The sequence below is a fragment of the Blastocatellia bacterium genome, assembly GCA_016713405.1.
In the GTDB taxonomy this organism is placed as follows: Bacteria; Acidobacteriota; Blastocatellia; order Chloracidobacteriales; family JADJPF01; genus JADJPF01.
Genome location: JADJPF010000007.1, coordinates 256,604 through 273,368, shown reverse-complemented (window position 1 = coordinate 273,368; position 16,765 = coordinate 256,604). Strand labels below are relative to the sequence as shown.

Here is a 16,765-nt window from a genome sequence, read left to right as displayed (position 1 = left end):
CTTTTTATTTATTCTCCAGCAGTTTTATCCTGCTAATTCTTTTTAAGATATGCTTTAGCCTTAACTCTACTTCAGTTACATCAAAAGGTTTTGTCCAATAATCTTCTACACCTTTGGCTAAAGCTTGTAATTTATCTTGTCTTTGAGTACGCGCTGTAAGAAAAATTAAAGGTATTTTACTTAATTCTGGGTCTGCTTGTAAAATATCGTAAAGTTTATATCCATCAATATCAGGCATCATAATGTCAGAGATTATTAAATCTGGACGGGTTTGCTTGATTAAATTTAATGCTATGCGCCCATCTTTAGCTGTCATTGTATGACAACCCATATTTTCTACAATTTCTTGTAGTAATAACAAAATCCCTAATTCATCATCAACAATTAAAACTGTATGGTCATGTAAACTAGTATTTTCACTAGTTTCTAGAAGCCTATCTTGCCACTGTTCTGTATTTAAGGCTATTCCTTCTTCTGTCTTTTTTTTGGGAAAATGATTCTGTAACATTAATTGGAGGATTTGTTTTTTGCCAAAGTGTTGGAGTTTCTAAAATATTTTCATCTACAAAAGTGCGAAGTTTAAATTTTTGAGTCTTACGACTTATTTGAGGCAATGTATCTAGGTCTAATTTTCCAAGAAAAGCTAATTCCTGTGCTGCATCTTTAAGTTCATCTATAAGCTGTGAAGCCGACTGTTGGCGCATTTCACAAGATTTGGCTAAGGATGTTAAAACACATTTTTCTAATTTTGGTGTAATATCTGACCGTAACTCTTTTAGAGAAGGAACAGGTTTTAATAAATGTTGTCTAGCTATAGCTGATGGTGTTCCACCATTAAAAGGAACTTGCCCTGTTAACATTTCATATAGCATAATCCCTATAGAGTATATATCTGTACGAAAATCAACTTCTCTGCTTTCAAACTGTTCTGGAGACATATAAAGAGGAGTGCCTAAAATAATTCCTGATAATGTAATACCTACTAATTGCTCGCTTAGTTTAGCAATACCAAAATCAAGTATTTGTACAAAGTCTGAGTCTTCCAAAATAATGTTTTCTGGTTTTAAGTCGCAATGTACTACACCTAATTGATGGGCAAGCTCAATAGCTGAACAAATTTGAAATGTAATGTTAAGTATTCGTTCAAAAGAAAAAACTTTTTGTAATCTCAACTCTCTACTTAATGAATTACCTTTTAATAATTTCATTACCAAATAGCCAGCATTACATGGTAATGTACCGTAATCATAAACAGTAACAACATTAGGGTGGTCTATACGTGAAGAGGCTAAAGCCTCACGGCGAAGGCGTTTTGGTGCGGATTGATCAACCATCATTGTAGGAAGCAGGATTTTAATTGCTACCGATCTAGCAAGCTCTATTTGTGTAGCATGATAAACAGCACTCATTCCCCCCCGACTAATTAGGGAGTTAAGACGATATTTATTGTCTATTACCAAGGGCCATGGTAGCGAGTTAGATAAATCCTGGCTATCTTTGGGACAGCATAATAACTCATCCTCATAGCAAGTACGGCATGTTGGACATTCTTTCATTTTTATTTTTTGATAAATAAAATTATTTGGGGCATAGCTTTCTTGCAGAAAGCCCAGTGAATAAATAATATAGTTGACTTGCTAAAAGCTTATTAAAAGATAGATTAAATGCTTTTTGATCGAAATAAAAGTCTAAAAAACCTAAGTTCTTAAAGTTATTCCGGTAAACATCTTAGTAAATTATGATTATTAATGCCCGTGCATATGCCAAAATTAATTGGTTATTAGAAGTAGGTAGCTTGCGTGAAGATGGCTATCATGAACTTTCTACGCTTTTTCAAACCATAGATCTTTATGATGAACTTAGATTTAGTTTATCTAAAGATATTTCATTAAAAATAATTGATCCAAATTTTTCTGCTAACTTACCTATAGATAATAAAAACTTGGTAATTAAAGCGGCTGATCTACTTGTAAATGAGTTAGATAGAAAACAAGGTGTTAGTATTCAATTAAAAAAGACTATTCCTCTAGGTGGTGGACTTGGTGGCGGTAGTGCTGATGCAGCAATAACGCTTTTAGCCTTAAATCAGCTTTGGAAGGCGAATTTAAGCCAAGAAAAGCTACTTTCTTTAGCTGCTAAGCTAGGTTCAGATGTACCCTTTTTTATTCTTGGTGGCACGGCCTGGGGGAAAGGGCGTGGAATAGATATAACGGCTCAACAAGACATTGATGCTCCTTATTTACTGTTAGTTAATCCCAGGCAAGAAGTTGCTACTTCCCGCGTATATTCTGAATTTGACCGCTTGACAAACAAAGATCAGATGAGTACACTTGCAACTTACTTTTTCACATCCGCTGAAACGTTATTTGCTAAAATTAAAAACTCACTTTCTCCAATGGCTAAAGCTATTTGTCCTCAAATAGCTACTATTGAAATAAAGCTAACAGAACTTGGAGCTAAAGCTGTTTTAATGTCTGGTAGTGGTGCTACTGTTTGGGCAGTTTTTCCATCAGCTTTACTTTTAGAACAAGCTTTTGAGACTTTAAATAAATGTGAGTGGTTGGTAATCAAATCCCGCACAATTTCGCGTAGTGAATACCAACAAAGTATACTTAAAGTAAGTGATTAGTGAAAATCAAGTTTTTGTTTTGCCTGCTTACAGGCATTGCTGGGAGGTCGTCCAATGGTAGGACAGCGGTCTTTGGAGCCGCTTATCGGGGTTCGAATCCCTGCCTCCCAGCCATCGTTTTTGTATAGCTAAAAATCTTAGCTGAAAATCTCGTCTATATGGTGGAGTTTTTAAGGTGGGTGGCCTACTGGTCTTTTCCGGCAATGCAAATAAACCTTTGGCAGAGGAAATCTGTCGTCATCTTAAGATCCATCTTGGGGAAGCAAATACGTCTCGCTTTAGTGATGGAGAATTTAATTTTCAAATCCTGCAAAATGTTCGTGGTATGGATGTTTTTATTGTCCAACCTACTTGTCCCCCAGTAGATGCTAATGTGATGGAACTGCTTATTATGTTGGATGCGTTAAGACGTTCTTCAGCAGATCGAATTACAGCAGTTATTCCCTATTATGGTTATGGGCGTAAGGATAGAAAAGATAAGCCTAGAGTACCAATTTCAGCTAAATTAGTAGCAAATTTAATTGTAGCGGCTGGAGCTAACCGAGTTTTAACAATGGATTTACATGCAGGCCAAATTCAAGGCTTTTTTGATATTCCTGTAGACCATTTGTTTGCTTCACCTGTTTTTGTTGATTATTTTTTGAAAAAGCAAATCCCTAACCTAATAGTTGTATCTCCTGATACTGGTGGGGCCGAGCGTGCGCGTGCTTATGCAAAACGTCTTAATACGGATTTAGCCTTAGCAGATAAAAGACGTGAAAAAGACCGTGCTAATGTAGTGGAAGTAATGAATATAGTTGGTGATGTACGCGGTCGTAATACATTAATTATTGATGATATGGTAGATACGGCTGGTTCATTAACTCAAGTAGCAGCAGCACTTAAACAAGCTGGAGCAGAGGATATTTATGCGTGTTGCTCACATGCAATATTATCTGGCCCAGCACTAAAACGTCTGGAAGCTTCACCAATAAAAGAGCTTGTTGTCACCAACTCTGTTCCTTTAGGTGCTGTTTTAGAGTCGTCTAAAATTACTTGTTTAAGCATAGCAAAACTTTTAGCAGAAGGAATTAAATCAATTCATGATGAAACTTCCATAAGTAAGTTTTTTATTTAATGATTTATATGTAAGGGTGGAATAGAACATGATTTCAGATATTACTGTTGAAGCTTCTCTTAGAAACAATACTGGTTCAGCAGAATCACGCCGATTGCGCCGCGTCGGTTTAATGCCTGCTACAATATATGGTGATAAAAAAGATCCTCTTTCTGTAATAGTAAATGCTAAAGAAATAACCAGAATTTTACGTTCAGAATCAGGCCATAACACTATTTTTAATCTTCAAACTCCTGGACACGATGCAACTACTGTAAGAATCAAAGATTGGCAAATACACCCGATTTCTGGCAAGCTTATGCACGCTGATTTTTATCGTATTTCTTTAACAGAAAAACAAAATGTAAATGTTCCTGTTGAATTGGTTGGCGAAGCTGCTGGTACAAAAATAGGTGGTGGTATTTTAGAGCATAATCTTAGAGAATTATCTGTAGAGTGTCTTGCAGCAGATATTCCTGAGCATATTAGTGTTGATGTTAGCAATCTTCAATTAGGCGAACATATATCAGTTAAAGATATTAGCGTTCCAGAAGGCTTGCGTGTACTTAACAATCCAGATCAAGTTGTAGCTTCAGTACTTGCACCACGTGAAGAAACTGTTTCTGAACCTTTAGCTGAGCCAGAAGTAATTAAGAAAGGTAAAGAAGAAAAATAAGTTTCTTATTTTTCTCTTAAGTGTTTTGCTTTACTAAGTCAAGTAAAGCTTAAAAGTTAAAAGCATGCTTATAGTTGGACTTGGAAACCCAGGACGCAAGTATGAAAATACCCGCCATAACCTGGGTTTTCTTTTGATTGATAGATTAGTAGAAAAAGCTAGTGTGATTATTAATTCCCGAACAGATTGCGAAGCACAAGTCACAAAAGTATCACTAGCTAATCAAAATTGCTTACTAGTTAAACCTCAAACCTTTATGAATTTAAGTGGTAAAGCGGTTTACTGCTTAGTCAATAAATACAAAATAGAAACTGAGTCTAAACTATTAGTAATTTTTGATGATGTAGCTTTGCCATGAGGAAAAATAAGGTTTAGACCTAATGGTTCGGCAGGTGGGCATAATGGAGTAAAATCTATTATTGCAGAAATCCACACAAATGTTTTCCCAAGACTGCGTTTAGGAATAAAATCTAGCGAACCTATTAGAGATTTAGCAGATTTTGTTTTGTCGGTCTTTGAAAAAAGTGAAGTTGATTTGGTTAACCAAATGCTAGAACGTGCAGAAGAAGCTGTAATGTTTTGGCTAAAAGAAGGTAATGATAAAACCTTGGCATTTGCTAACCGAGATACTGTTTCTTAAGTTCCTTGCTCCAAACAAATAAGCTTTGGGGCTTTATATCCATAAGGAGAATTAAAATTGAGAATCTACGAAGTACCATTTATTGTTACGCCAACAGCAACAGATGATGATGTTGAGCGTTTAATTGCTCAATTTGAGCAAGTTGTTAAAGATAAAGGCGGTAAAGTTACCAAAGTTGAACGTATGGGACGGCGCCGTCTAGCCTATTCAATCCGTCGTAAATTCCGAGAAGGCATTTATGTCTTACTAGTAGTTGAAGGTAGCGGAAAAGAAATTGCTGAACTTCAACGCCGTTTAAGAGTTAATTCTGACTTTGTACTACGATTTATTGTAGTCAGAATTGATGAAGATCTAAAACGTGTTGAAAAAATCCGTGCCAAACGTCAAGCTCGTAGCTTAAAACGCCCACAAAAGAACGATCACCGTGGCGGTGGTAATCAAATGATGGGAACGGCTGATGATTCAGATGAATAACTATTAGGAAAGAAAGGAAAAATATGGCTGTACCAAAAAAATATATTAGAAAGCGTAAAGTTTGTCATTTCTGTTCTGATCGAGTTGATTATATTGATTACAAAGATGAAAAGCTTTTAAGACAATATACTCCTGAACGTGGAAAAATTTTACCTCGTCGCATTTCTGGCGTTTGTTCAATTCATCAACGTAAATTAATGGAAGCTGTCAAACGCGCACGTAACATCGCAATTCTGCCCTACACTACTCTGTAAGGTAGCAAACATATTTATTTAGTGGAGAAATAATATTATGGCAACAATGGAAATATTATTGCTAGAAGATATGGAAAACTTGGGCGCGCGCGGTGAAATTGTGCGTGTAAAAGCTGGCTATGGTCGTAACTATTTGTTACCTCGTAAGTTCGCCCTTGCTGCCACTCCTAGCAATCAAAAAATGATTGAACAACAACGAAAATCTTTACTTAAACGCGAAGCAGCAGAAAAAGCTTCTGCATCTGCTAAAGCTGAAGCATTAAAATCTTTAGAATTAGTCTTTGAGCGTAAAGTAGGCGAACATGGCATTCTTTATGGTTCAGTTACTGCGCTTGATATTGCTGAAGAAATGACCAAAAAAGGCTATGAAGTTGATAAACGTCGCATTGTCTTAAAGGATCCTATTAAGAGTGAAGGTCAATTTGAAGTAACTGTGAAATTACATCGTGAAGTTTCTACTGTAGTAAATGTGGTAGTAAACAAAAAAGATGCTTAAAGATAGTTAAAACTTTATTTTTTGATTTTAAGAAAGTTATTGCCCGACAAAACCAAATATTTGTCGGGCAATTCTTTTTACTTAAAAATAAATTCTATATCTACAGGTATTTTATCTAGTCTTTTTAAGTTATCTTCTGTTGCTTTATCTAATCTCCCTTGTCTATCTAAAGTTTGGCGAGCAGATTCATAGTCACCACGTCCTTCAACAGTAAGTAAAAACTCTGATAAAGATCTTATTGAGGCTCGGAATTTATCAAAATCTAGCCCAAAAAGACCTGTTTTTTCATCATAAGTAATTGCTCCTCGTTCTCGCAAATAGTTGAATTGAATAATATTAGCGCGTGCATGATCATCGCCTGATCCAAACCTAATAGATCTAAATGTACCAGCTAAATAAGTTGCAAAAGATTGTTTTTCCTGTTGTGGAGTTAAAACACCTTTTTTAGTCAAATAACTAACAGCATAAATACCAACAATATCTGCTTTTGCTTCTTCAATTGATGAATAGGTATCTTTTAATGCTATTCGGATAGCTGTTTCTGTATCTTTTCCTTCTTTACGAACAAATTTTAAGCCTAAAGTATGGGCTAATTCATGTCCTAAAACATTGTTAAAGAAAGCTTCATCAGTAATAAAAGGAAGCAATTTAGGGTCAACCATTTCTTCAGCAATAGGAAGCAGAATTTTTTCATACTTTGCAAGCATTATATTTTTATAAAAAAGTTTTTTTGCACCCTTTTCTTTGATTACTACTTCATCATTTGGTAGCGATGCAGCAACAGTCTTAACTCCAACATTACTTGCCCCAGCAGCATAAGCAACATCAAAAATACTAATTGGTGTAGCTGTAGGTTTTTCTTTTGGTTGTAGATCGGTTGTCACAGGTAAATTTTGCTGTAAATTATCCATTTTTTGTTCAAAAACTTTTAATTTCTCACTTGCTGCAACATCTCGAACTAAAACCATAGCTTCATAAGAAGCCTTTAACCCCAAAAGACTATCGTCATAAACTTCAATTGGCCCGATAACAATATCTAAAAATCCATCTCTAACATCAATCCAAGCAAAATCACTATTACGAAAAGTTCCTGAAAGCAAAGCATCTGCTCGTAGATCTAAATACTTCTTAAATGCTACATTTCTGGTTAATCTGCTAGCTTCACGTAATGCGTTAGCCGTTTTAGTTAGTTCTAAGTGAAAGATCTCCTCAAAAGGAACGGCTACCAACTTATCACCTTCACGTTTAATAATGGTGTTGATTTTTTGAAAATCTTCTTTAACTTCTGGGTGTTTGTCTAAATAGCGTTCAAACTCTTCTTTTGTTAAATCTTCTGGATAAAAAGTAGCTCCACTAGGCATGCTTTTTGTGCCAATAAATGCTTTATCTCCATCACTTTTATCATAAGGGCCATAATTAATTTTTAAGTAATGTAATTGGTCTTTCTCTAGCTCACTGTTAGACTTTTCTAAGCTAGCTAGTAAATCTAGTCCATGCTTAGAGCGTTGTTTCCAATAAAGAAGGTCTAAAGCACGTGCTGCTTCAACCATTTTTTCTAAAGCTTTTTTTTCAGAAACAGGTAAAGCTTTAATGCTTGCTTGTAAAGGGACAGGAGCATATTTAGCCAGTAAAATTTTTAGCTCTGTATGAGAGAGTCCTTTACTTTCACTTGCTTTTACACTAAAAAAGCTAATCATCAAACAAACTGCCCAAAAGCAAAGTAATAATTTTCTCATTAATTTTACTATCCTTAATTATTTAATTAATTTAACGACAACTAAAAAGAGGCTATTAATTTTAGCTTTTATTGTGATAAATTGGTAAGAATAAAATTACTATTTTTTTAATTTTTCTAAATTATTTATATGTTTTAGCAATAAGTCTTGATTTCAGAACACTTTCCTAGACTTTAGTTTAAGAAAATTTTATCTTGACACTTGACTATCTGGTCAGATACCCTAACCTAATGTTAATAATCCGACTATTTATTATCATTTTTACTGCATTAGTTTTTATTTCCTGCCAACCAAACCAAACAACAGAAGTTGAACAAGGTGTTGTAGTGGTAGAAAAAGCTGAATTGCGTAACTCTACGGGCTTAGTCTCTGCAACTATCAAAGAAGTAAAGCGAGGTGAGCTAGTAGATATTTTAGAAAGACGTACAGCAAATAATCAAGATTTTGTTCATATTCGCATAGGGAAAGATAATCCTGTAGAAGGCTGGTTAGAATCTCACCAGATAATTAAAAAGATCTAGTTGATGATTGTGAAAAACTAGCAACAGAATGGCAAGACATTCCTACACAAGCTATTGGCAAAACTAAAGATAAACTTAAACTGCGTCTTACACCGGGCCGCGACACTGAAGTAGCTACTGTTTTAGCAGCAGGAACAAAATTAGAAATTGTTGGTAGAACCCGTGTTGAGCGCAAAGATGAGAATGATCAAGAAAAAAAATATGATAGTTGGTATAAAGTCCGTTTAACTGATAATCCTGTAATAAAAGCTGGTTGGGTTTATGCTGAATCAATAGAAATTACTCCACCAGATTTAATTTTAGCTTTACCTGGTGCAGGTCGCCGCTTTGTTGCTTGGCACTCCTTTGGTGAGTTTACCGATCCAGAATTAAATGTTACTCAAAATAATTATATTATTTTAGATAAATATGCTTATAGTAAAGAATCACAAATAGATTTTGATCGAATTTATGTTGTAGCCTGGGATTTAGAAACTCATGGTTATAAATCTATATTAATTCAATCCCAAGTAGATGGCCTCTATCCTCTTAAAGTTGAATCTCAGTCAGATGGATATCTTTTTACAGTAAATTTACTAGATAAACAATCTAAACCTGTTGCTATACGTTATAAAATAACTGGTGATGCAACTACTAATACTTGGAAAGCGGCTAAAGAAGCAGAAGCTAAACCTATAACTAAACCTGTAGTCAAGCCTAAAAAATAAACTTATTTTGTTGCAACTGTAAGGTTATTACCCTTTTTTAAGGTGTCAACATAGTTATTAACACCATTAAATAAAGCTTGTGCAATATTTTGACGAAAACCTTCTGTTTGAAGTAGTTTAGCTTGCTGTGGATTACTAACAAAAGAAATTTCTGATAGGACACTAGGCATATTTGCACCTACTAAAACTATAAAAGGTGCTTTTTTCACTCCACGATCTAGCCCTGCCATTTTGTCAATTTTCCTTAAACCTGTCACTAAACTTTGTTGCACTACATGAGCAAAGTCTTTTGATTCTAATATTTTGTCTTCTAAAACTATTTTTTGTAATAAAGCTTGAAGGTCATGAGCATTTCTTGCAGTAGAAGCATTTTCTCTTGCAGCAACTTCTAATTCTTCTTTACTAGCTTTAATACTTAAATAATATGTCTCAATTCCGCTTGCTTCCAGTGATTGACCAGAATTAGCATGAATTGAGATAAAAAGGTCTGCTGTTTGAGAATTAGCAATTGCAGTTCTTTCTTCTAAAGAAATAAATTCATCTTTATTTCTAGTCATCACAATGTCAATTTCTGGTAATTGTTGCTTAATCAATTTTTGCAAACGTAAAGCTACATCCAAAACTAAATCTTTTTCCTGTAAGCCATTTGGCCCTAAAGCACCTGTGTCATGCCCACCATGCCCTGCATCAATAACAATACGTTTTACTTTTAACCCTAAAGCACGCATCAAAGATAGCCCTGCTTGAGTTGGTTTTTCATCAAGTGTTGGCAATCCTTTATCAGACAAAGATAAGCTAGTATCAACTAATGTGGGTTTAGCTTTACCTCTAAGATCAATCATTAGTCGATCAGGATTATTTAAGGTAAAGATGGCATAGTCTTCTATTTTGTCAAACTTTATGTCAATACGTACTTTTTTTTCAAATTCAGTAATTTGAAAATCCTTTAGCAATCCTTCTTTTTCTATCTCTAGTTGCTGATCTAATAATTTGGGTAACACTTTAACTTCATGGACTTGAACACTAAGAAACTTGCTATTCATTAGTGCTTTTTCATAAGTTACAGGAGCAGATAAATCTATAACAATGCGGCTATAATCTGCACCTGTAAAAGCGCGTATTCCTGTAATTTGCCTTTCAAGATTGCTTTCAAGGCTTGCAATATTTGCTATTTGCAAGTTTGCTCCTGTAGCTTTTAAGTTATCAATCAATCGAGAAATATTAGCATTAGCTTCTCTCGCGCTTACAGAATTAGGGAAAATTTTTATTACATCTGAATAAGCATTTATGGCTAACTGAGGATCAAAAGGAGGGTTTTCTAAAATTTTTGCCATCCGAATCAATGCCCGTGCTTTATGTGGACTTTGTATATAAGTATCTATAAGCTGACGATAATAGCTAGCTGCATTATAGTAATAACGTGGCTTACGTAAATAGTATGCAGCTTCTTCAGAGATTTGTGCCATTGCTAGTAAGGCTTCATCACCTTGAAGTTTTTCTGTGTCCACTACTAATGCCTGACGATAAAGTTCAATAATAGTTAAATATTCTGTTTCAATACGTTCTGATATTGGGCGGTTATGTAATTTTTCGTTAGCAAGGTCAGCTTGTTTAATAAGCTTTTTGGTTAAAGAAATAGTGTTGTTATTTTGTTGTGCCTTAAAACCTGGGCTACTGTTAAGAGTTAACAGCAAGACTATTACCATAAAAAAAGTAATAAACCGGTAGCGTGATTTCACTTACGTAGCCTCCTAAAAATCTAACCTATTAGCCAAATTCTAGGCCCCACGACTAAGTAATGTCAAATTTGCAGAGAAAGAGAAATTTTTACTTTTTTTAGTCCAATATTAACAATAAGTTGCAAAGAGCATTAAATTTTAAGTCTTAAAAAAAAGCAGATCATATTTAAAGCAACACTTCAACTAATTAGTCTTAAAATATTGTGTAACAAGGTTATTAGCTAATTTTAGTTAATCAAGGAAATAATTTTTTCGTTCTTCCAGTTGTTTATTTCGTTCTTTTTGAGCTTGTAAATATTTTCCAGCAACATTAAGAAAGCGTTCTTGCAAAGATGGATCAGTAATTTTTCTTGCTCCTTCTAGTACAACTGGATCAACAGGAATGTCTTTTTGCAGAAGTTTAGATTTATTTATTTTCTTAGGTTTTATTTCTGTAGGAGCAATATAAAAGTCAAATCCCGTTATTAAAGGAAAACCTAAAATAGTATTAATTTGAAAAAGTAGTTGGCTAGACATTTTTTCTAGTTCTTTTTTCCATGTTTGGTCAACAACAGCTATAAGTAAGGTTTTTCTTATTAACTTTTTTGGGGTTGTTACTTGAGTAATTGAATGTCCTGTAACTAGTCGCCAAGCAACAAAACTAGCACTTTCACAAATTTCTTCACTATAATTTGCTTGTTTTATCATTGAAGGAATTAGTTTAATAATTGCATCCATAAAATTTATTACCTAAAAGAAATATCAAAAACAAAACCATCCACTTTTTTAATCTGGATGGTTTTATTTTAAATAAAAAAGTTTACTACTAATTAGAAGGAACTTTATTGGGTTGTCCCGTAGCATTAGACTTTTGGTTAGTATTATTTAACTCATTAAGTCTTTTTAGCTCTTCTTCTTCTGCTGCAAGAAGTTTAGCTTTACTAGCATCTATTTCTGCTTTAGCTGTAGCAACAACCTTAGCAGCATCCGCTTGATCAGGAACATTTTTATCTAAAGCAATATAGCGGTTAAGGTAGTCTTTAACCTTACCTTCTTGATCTAAATAAAGTCTTAGTTCTCCTAAACTCTTGGTTTGGTTGACGCTATAAACAAAAATCGTCTTTCCATCACGTTGAGGAGGAGGAGGTAAAGCAACAGCATTAGCAGCAATTAAAACATCAATATCAGGGTTTTGTTTAATAATTTCCTTAGCAACTCCTAAGGTACAATAAGCTAAGACTACTACTAGATCAGCTTTAGCTCTTACTTCTGGAACTACTGCCTTAATTTTCTCTAATGGTTCATTGATAACAAAACCTGTTGTGCCAGCAGGCCAAGTTTCAGTTAAACCAATAAAACCAACTTTTAAGCTACCCTTCTTACCTAGACGGTTTCCTTGAACTTCACGGATAACATAAGGTTTAAGAGGAGTAATTTTATTGATATCTTGGGCAGGAACAATATTAGCAGAAATCATATCTCCTAATATTGGGGTTGATATTACTTGTTGTTGATATTTTTCTTTGTCCAAGACAACTTTTCCATAAAGCATATCTCGACGTGAAAAATTAACTACATCTAGCTTAAATTGGCTAAAGCCTTTTAACATCCATTCATTCATTAGCAGTGCGTCTTCACGCAGTGTTTCTGGTTTTTCTGCTGCTAATTCTTCATTAAATAAATGCCCTACATCTACATGTAAAACTGGTATATCTTTATATTTTTCCTTAAAAGATTCTACATACTTAGCACGCCGTGCCAAGCCCCCTTGCGGGTTAGCTTTTCAGCCACAAGTTTCTAAACTCCCCTCCATATCTGCACCATAGATAAATGCTATTGAAGCCCCATCATCTACTCCAAGGCGTTCTTGTAAAGTGGCGGCTCTTTCTGCCTGAATATTTTTTGCTTTTCCATTTAAGTCTACCTCTACAGTTGTTCCTGTAAGGCCACGTCCAATTAATAAAGCTACTCCAACAATAATCACAGCAACAAATACGCAGAAAATCATAAAGCGTTGTTGAACGGGATTCATAACTTATTAAACTCCTTGACTAAATTACTTTAAGCTAAAGTTTTCGTATTAAGTAATTTTGATAGTTTTGATAATCTATAACTTAAAACTGCACAATCTGGTGAACGTCTATTAGTTCTAATTGGTTACAAACTATTTATCAATTACAAAGGTTGGAACCATTCCACCGCCAGAGGTTACATTACAAAGCGATGTGCTAGAAAGACGTGTAAAGGCTCCTTTTACTTCACCATAAAACAGCAATGGATCTAAATCTACTAGCTGCTCTAAAAAGCTAACTTCACCAGTTTCAGAAAAATAAGGGAAAACTTCTCTTGCTGTTGCTACTCGCTCTTGTAATAAATAATCCCCTTTTAATGCCGTTTGAATTGCTTCATCCCATTGGCTTTCATCAGATTCCCAACCAATAAAAATACCTTTGCCACCATACTCATCATTAGGTTTTAATACTAATCGATCTCTATTACTACGAGCATAGTTGACTAAATCAATATCTTGGTCTTTATATTTGGTGTGGCGTTCACACATTCGACGAGTCCAAGGAATATGTGTTTGAATAGCTTGGCGTTCTACTGTGCTAAATAAATGGTCATTCTTTTCATCAGTTAACAAGCCAAAAAGCATTTTTTTATGTACAAACTTGGCATGAAAAGAATTAACAACACAAACAGCACGTTCACGATAAGCATCAAGCAAGGGTTTACAAATATCATAATTATCTAAAAATTCATTTACTAGTAAACGACGATAAACAATATCTATTTCATAGTCGCCACGTCGCAATCGTCCATTAGAAAATTCAAGTTCATCAGGATGAACTATTTCTGCTGTATAACCAGCATTTCGGAAAAATTCTTGGAATTGCTCAAATTCACATTGGGTAGGAAGCCCACGTAAATCAACAATAGCAATATTTGGACTTTTACTATTTGCTCCACTCCATTCTGAATAAGCACGTAGCAATGTATCTAGCAAATCTTTACGAGCATAAAGAGGAGTAACTTGGAATTTTTCAGCAAAGCGTTTCATTATGGGTAAATCCATAAATATTTGTCCCATTACTTCACAATAGGAAATTCCTGCTGGGCTTTCTCCGTTTAACTCAACAAACTGAAAGCTATTTTCTGTTAAAAAAGAATCTAGCCGAGAGGTTACAGAAACCCCTGTAAAGCCTGAATCTAAAAGCACAAGTTCGCGTTCTTTTTCTGTAACTCCTAATTCATCTTGAAGTTCGCTACTAGCTTTAATGGCTATGCCCATTTTTTCTATACATTGCCAAATTACACGGCAAATATCTTTCATATAATCCCATTGTTTTTGTGAGACAAAATGAGGACGGATATAGGGTGAAAGAACACGACCCCCAAAAATCATTTTTTTCTCTTTGATTCTTTCATAAAGAAAATCTCTACTCTCATTTATTACACTAGGGCTTTCCTCTAGTAATGAATTATAGTAGTTTACTGCTTCACGTACTTTTTCCATATCTGTCTCCTTGGCTTACCAAATATTACTTATATATCACTATAAACACTGATAGGTAAGGAAGAATTTTCCTTACCTATTTAAGTTTTTAGATAATATCTAAGCTATTCACCTACAGCGATACGTTGATTAATAAAGCTATCCCAACTCATAGATTTAGCAGTTGGAGTACCTTCTAAAGCATAGCGAATAGCTAAGTCTGAGACGTGTTGAAGCATCCATTCAAAATTAGCCGGGCCTACAGAAAAAGAATCTGCATCTGGAGCAGGATTCATAAAGTCAATTGCGTAAGGAATGCCATCACGAACAGCAAATTCTAAAGTATTAATATCATATCCTAAAGCATTACAAAGAGTAATACAGTCTTTATGTATACGTTCTTGTAGTTCCTTACCAATATAGTCTTCAATGCTAACATCAATATATTGTGTAGGATATGGTCGGCTCGGATCATAAGGCATCATTCTAACATGTTGACGACCAATGCAATAACAGCGAACATATTGTTCAAATGCAATATGTTCTTGTAAAGTCATACAAAGTTGATCTGTATGGTCATAAACTTGTATTAGTTCTTGTAAACTATTTACCTTATAAACATTTTTCCAACCGCCTCCATCATGGGGCTTAAGCCAGGAAGGAAAGCCAATATAATCAGCAATAGCTTGCCATTTTAGAGGGAATTCTAAGTTTCTTAGTGATTCAGAAACAACACCCTCTTTATAAGCTTTTTGCGGCATTAACATAGTTTTAGGAACAGCTACACCTAAACGTGAAGCCAAGGAATAATTAAAAAATTTATCATCAGCAGACCACCAAAAAGGGTTATTTACAATAATAGTTCCTGTTAATGCTGCATTTTTTAAGTAAGCACGATAAAAGGGGATTTCATGAGAAATACGGTCAATAATCACACGATAGGGGCAATCAGCTACTTCACTAATACCACCAATCTTGACATATTCTGCCTTTACACCTTTATTTAGAGAATTAATTCTATCAATTAGTGCTGGTGGAAAAGTATTTTCCCTCCCTACCAAGATACCAATTTTCATTTTGGCTACCTCCCAATTTAGCTTAGAATGGCTGTAATGTGTTAGATTAATTACTAGTTAAAAAAAATCTTATAATAATTTATAGAAAAGATGATTTTGAAATGGAATTTTTATTAAGTAATCTGCAACATTACTAATAGCAAGCCTTAAAGTCAATCTAAAATAGCTTTAGAAATAATTTAGTTGACAATAAAATGTTCGCCTAAAAAACTCACTTATGTATAATATTAATTTGGTACTTAAAAGAACTGACATCTTTATCAACTATTTTCGCATCTCTAAAAAAATATACATTTAATTTATCTTGGTTTTGCATAAAGAAAGGATTTACAATCTTACAAATGAAACTAACTAGGCCATTTATAGCTTCTTCTTTAATTTTAACAATGTTTTTAGCTGCCACTTTTATTTCTCCTAACGTTACGAAAGCTAACCAATTAGCTCAAGAAACAGACAAAAAAGAAAAGAAAAAAACTGATCAAGAGAAAAAAGTAGAAAAACTCACTGCTGAAGAATTGGCTGAGGTAGTAATAATTTCTTATGGTGGGCGTGCAGAATTAGAACTTGTTCGCACTAGCGGTGTTGAAGAAGGCACCATAAAACTACTTGGAGATGACAAAGAAATTGAAGGACGTATTACTAAAAAATTTTCTCGTAAAAACCCTAAAGGCACTGATCTTGCTCGTATAGATGTAAAGCTTCCAAACCAAGAAATTACTTTTGGTTTTAATGGCTTTACCGTTTGGGCGGCTCGTGATGGTGTAGGATTTAGTCCTGAAGAGGGTGCAGAAAAAAGCTTTTCTGCTGCCTTAGTACATAACTATGAAGCATTACTGCGATATAAAGAACAAGAAAGCACATTAGAACGTGCTGGTATGGAAACTATAGTAGGTATAGAAACTTTACTACTAGATTTAACTCATAGAGATGGTTCTAAAACACGTTTTTATATTAGCTCTAAGTCTTATAGGATCTTACATTTAGAATATGAAGTAGCATTATCTAATGATAAGCCTACAAAATTTCGAGAATCATTTTATGATTTTCGACCCATTCAAAATACTTTAGTACCTGCAAAATCAATACTTTTTGAAAATGGCCGACAAATTCAAGAAATTCTTTACACTCAAATTCGCTATAAATTACCTTTCCCAGAAGAAACTTTCTTAAAGTATTAAAATTTATAGATTTTACTAGAAAAATAAAAAGCTCTGCATTTAAGCAGAGCTTTTTATTTTGAAACTAA

Annotated in this window: 20 protein-coding genes and 1 tRNA gene; 12 read left to right on the top strand and 9 right to left on the bottom strand. The window is 34.3% G+C overall.

What is annotated here, in order from left to right:
• Window positions 1-4 precede the first annotated feature (4 nt).
• Together IPK14_11630 and IPK14_11625 are read right to left on the bottom strand one after the other, a co-directional pair.
• Entirely contained in the window at window positions 5-508 is a 504-nt protein-coding gene (locus IPK14_11630; GenBank protein ID MBK7994037.1) for a response regulator, read from the bottom strand.
• Window positions 435-1,556, bottom strand: coding sequence for a serine/threonine protein kinase (locus tag IPK14_11625; protein ID MBK7994036.1), 1,122 nt, complete (start codon window positions 1,554-1,556; stop codon window positions 435-437). The genes IPK14_11630 and IPK14_11625 overlap by 74 nt, the downstream gene beginning before the upstream one ends.
• Before the next feature lie 182 nt (window positions 1,557-1,738).
• Here IPK14_11625 and IPK14_11620 point away from each other — a divergent pair, with 182 nt between their 5' ends.
• The 9 genes from IPK14_11620 to IPK14_11580 all read left to right on the top strand — a co-directional run bounded on the left by IPK14_11620 (window position 1,739) and on the right by IPK14_11580 (window position 6,265).
• A complete protein-coding gene (locus tag IPK14_11620; GenBank protein MBK7994035.1) occupies window positions 1,739-2,629 on the top strand; it encodes a 4-(cytidine 5'-diphospho)-2-C-methyl-D-erythritol kinase in 891 nt (296 codons plus the stop codon).
• 40 nt (window positions 2,630-2,669) lie between these two features.
• A tRNA-Gln gene (locus IPK14_11615) sits at window positions 2,670-2,743 on the top strand.
• 61 nt (window positions 2,744-2,804) lie between these two features.
• On the top strand, window positions 2,805-3,746 hold the full coding sequence (locus tag IPK14_11610; GenBank protein MBK7994034.1) for a ribose-phosphate pyrophosphokinase: 942 nt from the start codon (window positions 2,805-2,807) through the stop codon (window positions 3,744-3,746).
• 28 nt (window positions 3,747-3,774) lie between these two features.
• Entirely contained in the window at window positions 3,775-4,401 is a 627-nt protein-coding gene (locus IPK14_11605; GenBank protein MBK7994033.1) for a 50S ribosomal protein L25, read from the top strand.
• Between the two features lie 64 nt (window positions 4,402-4,465).
• On the top strand, window positions 4,466-4,759 hold the full coding sequence (locus tag IPK14_11600; protein ID MBK7994032.1) for a peptidyl-tRNA hydrolase: 294 nt from the start codon (window positions 4,466-4,468) through the stop codon (window positions 4,757-4,759).
• Between the two features lie 6 nt (window positions 4,760-4,765).
• Window positions 4,766-5,041, top strand: a complete 276-nt coding sequence (locus IPK14_11595; protein MBK7994031.1) for an aminoacyl-tRNA hydrolase — start codon at window positions 4,766-4,768, stop codon at window positions 5,039-5,041.
• 57 nt (window positions 5,042-5,098) lie between these two features.
• On the top strand, window positions 5,099-5,515 hold the full coding sequence (gene rpsF, locus IPK14_11590) for a 30S ribosomal protein S6 (protein ID MBK7994030.1): 417 nt from the start codon (window positions 5,099-5,101) through the stop codon (window positions 5,513-5,515).
• A 23-nt stretch (window positions 5,516-5,538) separates the two neighbouring features.
• Window positions 5,539-5,769: a 30S ribosomal protein S18 gene (locus IPK14_11585; protein MBK7994029.1), complete on the top strand. Its 231-nt coding sequence runs from the start codon at window positions 5,539-5,541 to the stop codon at window positions 5,767-5,769.
• A gap of 46 nt (window positions 5,770-5,815) precedes the next feature.
• The gene (locus IPK14_11580; protein MBK7994028.1) at window positions 5,816-6,265 is read left to right on the top strand and encodes a 50S ribosomal protein L9; all 450 of its coding nucleotides are present in this window, start codon (window positions 5,816-5,818) and stop codon (window positions 6,263-6,265) included.
• Window positions 6,266-6,342: 77 nt separating this feature from the next.
• On the opposite strand, the gene IPK14_11575 is transcribed toward IPK14_11580, so the two are convergent.
• Window positions 6,343-8,001 carry a Zn-dependent hydrolase gene (locus tag IPK14_11575; protein ID MBK7994027.1) on the bottom strand — a complete coding sequence of 553 codons (1,659 nt, stop codon included), beginning with the start codon at window positions 7,999-8,001 and terminating at the stop codon, window positions 6,343-6,345.
• A gap of 230 nt (window positions 8,002-8,231) precedes the next feature.
• Here IPK14_11575 and IPK14_11570 point away from each other — a divergent pair, with 230 nt between their 5' ends.
• Together IPK14_11570 and IPK14_11565 are read left to right on the top strand one after the other, a co-directional pair.
• Window positions 8,232-8,522: a hypothetical protein gene (locus IPK14_11570; protein MBK7994026.1), complete on the top strand. Its 291-nt coding sequence runs from the start codon at window positions 8,232-8,234 to the stop codon at window positions 8,520-8,522.
• A gap of 38 nt (window positions 8,523-8,560) precedes the next feature.
• Complete coding sequence (locus IPK14_11565; protein MBK7994025.1) at window positions 8,561-9,229, top strand: SH3 domain-containing protein; 669 nt, start codon at window positions 8,561-8,563, stop codon at window positions 9,227-9,229.
• Window positions 9,230-9,231: 2 nt separating this feature from the next.
• On the opposite strand, the gene IPK14_11560 is transcribed toward IPK14_11565, so the two are convergent.
• The 6 genes from IPK14_11560 to IPK14_11535 all read right to left on the bottom strand — a co-directional run bounded on the left by IPK14_11560 (window position 9,232) and on the right by IPK14_11535 (window position 15,519).
• Window positions 9,232-10,968, bottom strand: coding sequence for an N-acetylmuramoyl-L-alanine amidase (locus IPK14_11560; GenBank protein ID MBK7994024.1), 1,737 nt, complete (start codon window positions 10,966-10,968; stop codon window positions 9,232-9,234).
• 231 nt (window positions 10,969-11,199) lie between these two features.
• A complete protein-coding gene (locus IPK14_11555; GenBank protein ID MBK7994023.1) occupies window positions 11,200-11,685 on the bottom strand; it encodes a DUF721 domain-containing protein in 486 nt (161 codons plus the stop codon).
• Between the two features lie 88 nt (window positions 11,686-11,773).
• Window positions 11,774-12,709 carry a hypothetical protein gene (locus IPK14_11550; protein ID MBK7994022.1) on the bottom strand — a complete coding sequence of 312 codons (936 nt, stop codon included), beginning with the start codon at window positions 12,707-12,709 and terminating at the stop codon, window positions 11,774-11,776.
• Between the two features lie 21 nt (window positions 12,710-12,730).
• Window positions 12,731-12,979, bottom strand: a complete 249-nt coding sequence (locus tag IPK14_11545) for a hypothetical protein (GenBank protein MBK7994021.1) — start codon at window positions 12,977-12,979, stop codon at window positions 12,731-12,733.
• A gap of 132 nt (window positions 12,980-13,111) precedes the next feature.
• On the bottom strand, window positions 13,112-14,464 hold the full coding sequence (locus IPK14_11540; protein ID MBK7994020.1) for a hypothetical protein: 1,353 nt from the start codon (window positions 14,462-14,464) through the stop codon (window positions 13,112-13,114).
• A 104-nt stretch (window positions 14,465-14,568) separates the two neighbouring features.
• Complete coding sequence (locus IPK14_11535) at window positions 14,569-15,519, bottom strand: hypothetical protein (GenBank protein ID MBK7994019.1); 951 nt, start codon at window positions 15,517-15,519, stop codon at window positions 14,569-14,571.
• Window positions 15,520-15,860: 341 nt separating this feature from the next.
• Here IPK14_11535 and IPK14_11530 point away from each other — a divergent pair, with 341 nt between their 5' ends.
• Window positions 15,861-16,697 (top strand): hypothetical protein, encoded by an 837-nt coding sequence (locus tag IPK14_11530; protein ID MBK7994018.1) that lies wholly within the window; start codon window positions 15,861-15,863, stop codon window positions 16,695-16,697.
• Window positions 16,698-16,765: the final 68 nt, after the last annotated feature.

What these genes read in the sequence shown, in the direction of transcription:
- IPK14_11630 (MBK7994037.1), bottom strand. Translation starts at nt 508, where the DNA reads ATGTTACAGAATCATTTTCCCAAAAAAAAGACAGAAGAAGGAATAGCC.
- IPK14_11625 (MBK7994036.1), bottom strand. Translation starts at nt 1,556, where the DNA reads ATGAAAGAATGTCCAACATGCCGTACTTGCTATGAGGATGAGTTATTA.
- IPK14_11620 (MBK7994035.1), top strand. Translation starts at nt 1,739, where the DNA reads ATGATTATTAATGCCCGTGCATATGCCAAAATTAATTGGTTATTAGAA.
- IPK14_11605 (MBK7994033.1), top strand. Translation starts at nt 3,775, where the DNA reads ATGATTTCAGATATTACTGTTGAAGCTTCTCTTAGAAACAATACTGGT.
- IPK14_11600 (MBK7994032.1), top strand. Translation starts at nt 4,466, where the DNA reads ATGCTTATAGTTGGACTTGGAAACCCAGGACGCAAGTATGAAAATACC.
- IPK14_11585 (MBK7994029.1), top strand. Translation starts at nt 5,539, where the DNA reads ATGGCTGTACCAAAAAAATATATTAGAAAGCGTAAAGTTTGTCATTTC.
- IPK14_11580 (MBK7994028.1), top strand. Translation starts at nt 5,816, where the DNA reads ATGGAAATATTATTGCTAGAAGATATGGAAAACTTGGGCGCGCGCGGT.
- IPK14_11575 (MBK7994027.1), bottom strand. Translation starts at nt 8,001, where the DNA reads ATGAGAAAATTATTACTTTGCTTTTGGGCAGTTTGTTTGATGATTAGC.
- IPK14_11570 (MBK7994026.1), top strand. Translation starts at nt 8,232, where the DNA reads ATGTTAATAATCCGACTATTTATTATCATTTTTACTGCATTAGTTTTT.
- IPK14_11555 (MBK7994023.1), bottom strand. Translation starts at nt 11,685, where the DNA reads ATGGATGCAATTATTAAACTAATTCCTTCAATGATAAAACAAGCAAAT.
- IPK14_11545 (MBK7994021.1), bottom strand. Translation starts at nt 12,979, where the DNA reads ATGAATCCCGTTCAACAACGCTTTATGATTTTCTGCGTATTTGTTGCT.
- IPK14_11540 (MBK7994020.1), bottom strand. Translation starts at nt 14,464, where the DNA reads ATGGAAAAAGTACGTGAAGCAGTAAACTACTATAATTCATTACTAGAG.
- IPK14_11535 (MBK7994019.1), bottom strand. Translation starts at nt 15,519, where the DNA reads ATGAAAATTGGTATCTTGGTAGGGAGGGAAAATACTTTTCCACCAGCA.
- IPK14_11530 (MBK7994018.1), top strand. Translation starts at nt 15,861, where the DNA reads ATGAAACTAACTAGGCCATTTATAGCTTCTTCTTTAATTTTAACAATG.